Annotated in this window: 2 protein-coding genes; both read left to right on the forward strand. The window is 59.6% G+C overall.

Features of this window, described 5'->3' with window-relative positions:
• A partial coding sequence (locus VN887_04105) for a DUF1549 and DUF1553 domain-containing protein (GenBank protein HXT39188.1) occupies nucleotides 1-1,762 on the forward strand: 1,762 nt, incomplete at its 5' end.
• Complete coding sequence (locus tag VN887_04110; protein HXT39189.1) at nucleotides 1,759-3,264, forward strand: DUF1501 domain-containing protein; 1,506 nt, start codon at nucleotides 1,759-1,761, stop codon at nucleotides 3,262-3,264. The genes VN887_04105 and VN887_04110, both read left to right, overlap by 4 nt.
• The last annotated feature ends 96 nt before the right edge of the window (nucleotides 3,265-3,360 follow it).

A 3,360-nucleotide genomic window follows, 5' to 3' on the forward strand; every position in this document is an offset into this window, starting at 1 on the left:
AAACAAACGCTGGGTCCGCAATGTCATTGATGATTTTGTGCTGGCCAGTCTGGAAGAGCAGGGGGTTGCGCCTTCTCCGGAAGCGGATCGGGTGACGTTGATCCGGCGGCTTTCCCTGGATTTGATTGGCCTGCCACCAAAGCCGGAGGAAGTCAGGAACTTCATCTCCGACATGAACGACGGCGCGTACGATCGGCTGGTCGAGCGACTGCTGGCCTCGCCGCATTTTGGTGAACGCTGGGGCCGGCATTGGCTGGACCTGGCACGCTACGCTGACAGCGACGGTTACCAGATCGACAGGCCGCGTCCCTACGCCTATCTGTACCGGGATTGGGTCATCAATGCCATCAATCGCGATCTGCCGTTTGACGAGTTTACGGTCGAACAACTGGCGGGCGATCTTCTGCCCAATGCGACACTTGAACAAAAGATTGCGACGGGCTTTCACCGCAATACACTCGTGAACAATGAGGACGGCGTCGATCAGGAGGAGTATCGTTGCAAGGCGAAGGTGGATCGAGTGAGTGTCACTGGTACGGCCTGGCTGGGGCTGACGCTTGGTTGCGCCGAATGTCACTCCCACAAATACGATCCGATTTCTCAGCGAGAGTTTTACCAGCTCTATGCCTTCTTTGACAGCGCCGAGGAGCGGGAAATGCCGGCACCACAGCGGGCCGATGCCGGCGCGAAGGCAATGGTTTTCGATGCGTCGGCGAACGCACCCAAAACGTACGTCCATGTCCGCGGAGATTTTTTGCGGCGCGGAGACGAGGTTCAACCCGGCGTTTTGTCGGTACTACAGGAATTCAAACCCCGGAGCGCCAAGCCGGATCGGCTCGATCTCGCGCGCTGGCTGGTTGACCCGGCGAACCCGTTGACCGCTCGTGTCGCTGTCAACCGCTTTTGGCAGCACCTGTTTGGTCGGGGTCTGGTGAGCACGCCGGAGGATTTTGGCATGCGCGGAGAACCCCCGTCGCACCCCGAACTGCTCGACTGGCTGGCAACGGAATTCATCCGGCAAAAATGGAGCCGAAAGGCGATGATCAGGTTCATCGTGTCGTCCGCGACGTACCAGCAATCGTCGCGTTCCCGGCCAGAACTTGCCGAGCGCGACCCTCAAAACACGCTCGTTGCGCGGCAAAATCGCTTTCGGCTGGAGGCCGAAGCGATTCGCGACGGTTATTTGGCCGCAGGCGGACTGCTGAACGATGAAGTTGGCGGCCCGAGCTTTCATCCTTATATGCCGAACGACGTAAAGGCGCTGGGCACGGCTGGAGCGTTCACCTGGGTGGACACCGAAGGGGCGCAGAAGTACCGACGCGGGCTGTATATCTACGCGCAACGGACCGTTCCTTATCCGGTTTCAATGTTATTTGACCAGGCGAATCCAAGCGAGACGTGCCCGCAGCGCGAGCGCTCCGACACTCCGCTGCAGGCGCTGACATTATTGAACAACGGCATCTTCGTTGAATGTGCGCATGGATTGGCCCGGTGGATGATGGCGCGGCCGGGCGGGAGTCCACGCGAGAAAATTGGGAGCGGCTTCGAGCGTTGCATGGGGCGCGAGCCGGCCAGCACAGAGCTGGGCAGACTGGAGAGGTTGTTCAAAGATGAACGCCGGTTCGGTCAAGGAAATCGTGCGTCTGTCGCCGGGCCGGGTCAGGGCACGGCGGATCCAGCGACGGTTGAATCGGATGGGGCGGCGTATATGACCGTCGCGCAGGTCCTGATGAACCTGGATGAATTCGTCACCCGCGAATGACCACGATGACTCCGCAAGACATCATTCAGCTGACGCGCCGGGATTTTCTGGTGAACACCGCCCGTGGCGTGGGCGGGTTGGCGTTCGCATCGTTGTTGAAGGCGGACGGCTTGCTTGCGGCCGAACCCCAAGGCGTCCCGGATCTGTCGGTCGGGAATCCGCTTTCGCCCCGGCCTCCGCATTTTGCGCCGAAGGCGAAGCAGTGCATTTACATTTTCATGGAGGGTGGCACGAGTCAGGTTGATCTTTTCGATCCGAAACCGAAGCTGAACGAGTTGGATGGACAAAAACTCCCGGAATCGCTGACACAGAACGTGCGTTTTGCGTTTATTCAAAAGGAATCTGCCGTGCTGATGGGGAGTCCGCACCGGTTTCGCCGCTACGGTCGTTGCGGAATGGAGCTCTCCGAGATGCTGCCGTGTATCGGCTCGTGCGCTGAGGAAATCGCGCTCATCCGGTCCATGCATACGGATGCGTTCAATCACCATCCGGGCGAATTGCTGATGTACACCGGCGCGCAGAACTTTGGACGCCCCAGCGTCGGCTCATGGATCACCTATGCGCTTGGCAGTTCATCGCAAAATCTGCCCGGCTACGTGGTGTTGACGGCGGGCCGCGCTCCGAGCGGTGGCAACACGATGTTCACGAACGGCTTTCTGCCGTCGGTTTATCAAGGCGTGATGTTTCGCAACCAGGGGGATCCCGTGCAGGATTTGAGCAGTCCGGCCGGAATGACCGCGGAGATGCGGCACTACGGTCTGGACGCGTTGCGCGACTTGAACCGGATGCGGCAGAAAATTGTCGGCGACCCGGAGATTGCCGCCCGGATAGCGTCCTACGAGCTGGCGGCGCGGATGCAATTGGCCGCGCCGGAATTGACGGATCTCACCCGCGAATCAAAGGAAACAATCGAAGAGTACGGCGTGGAGCGTGACTCTGGTGGCATGAAAACCATCCGGGGAGGCGGCCCGGAAACATTCAAGACTTTCGCGCGGAACTGTCTTTTGGCGCGCCGCATGGTCGAGCGCGGGGTTCGCTTTGTTAGCATCCATCACGCGTCTTGGGACCATCACAACGACCTTGATTCCGATCTGCTTTTCAACTGCCGGGTGGTTGACCAGCCGATCGCCGCGCTGTTGAACGATCTGAAGCGGCGCGGGTTGCTCGACAGCACGCTTGTGGTCTGGAGTTCCGAGTTCGGGCGCACGCCGCTGGGCGAAAACCGCCCCAGCTTTCACGGTCGCGTGAGCGGACGCGATCACCATCCGTTCGCTTTCAGCGCGTGGATGGCCGGGGGGGGCGTGAAAGGGGGGCAGGTGATCGGCGTCACCGATGACCTGGGTTGGAACATCATCGATGAACCGGTGCATGTGAACGATTTTCATGCCACGATTCTAAGGTTGTTTGGTCTGGACCACACCAAGCTGACCTACCGATATCAAGGCAGGGACTTTCGGCTCACCGACGTCGGCGGGAAAATCGTTTCCAAGGTGGTAGGGTGAGGAAACCGCGCGAGCTGTGCGACGTTTCAGGTGAGACCCAGAAATTACTTGCCACACGGTTTCTTGAACTCTTAGGTTGGCAATGCGGCCGGATGC

Source organism: Candidatus Angelobacter sp. (assembly GCA_035607015.1).
Classification (GTDB): domain Bacteria; phylum Verrucomicrobiota; class Verrucomicrobiia; order Limisphaerales; family AV2; genus AV2.

Coding starts and splice junctions, on each gene's coding strand:
- VN887_04110 (HXT39189.1), top strand. CDS start 1,759: ATGACCACGATGACTCCGCAAGACATCATTCAGCTGACGCGCCGGGAT.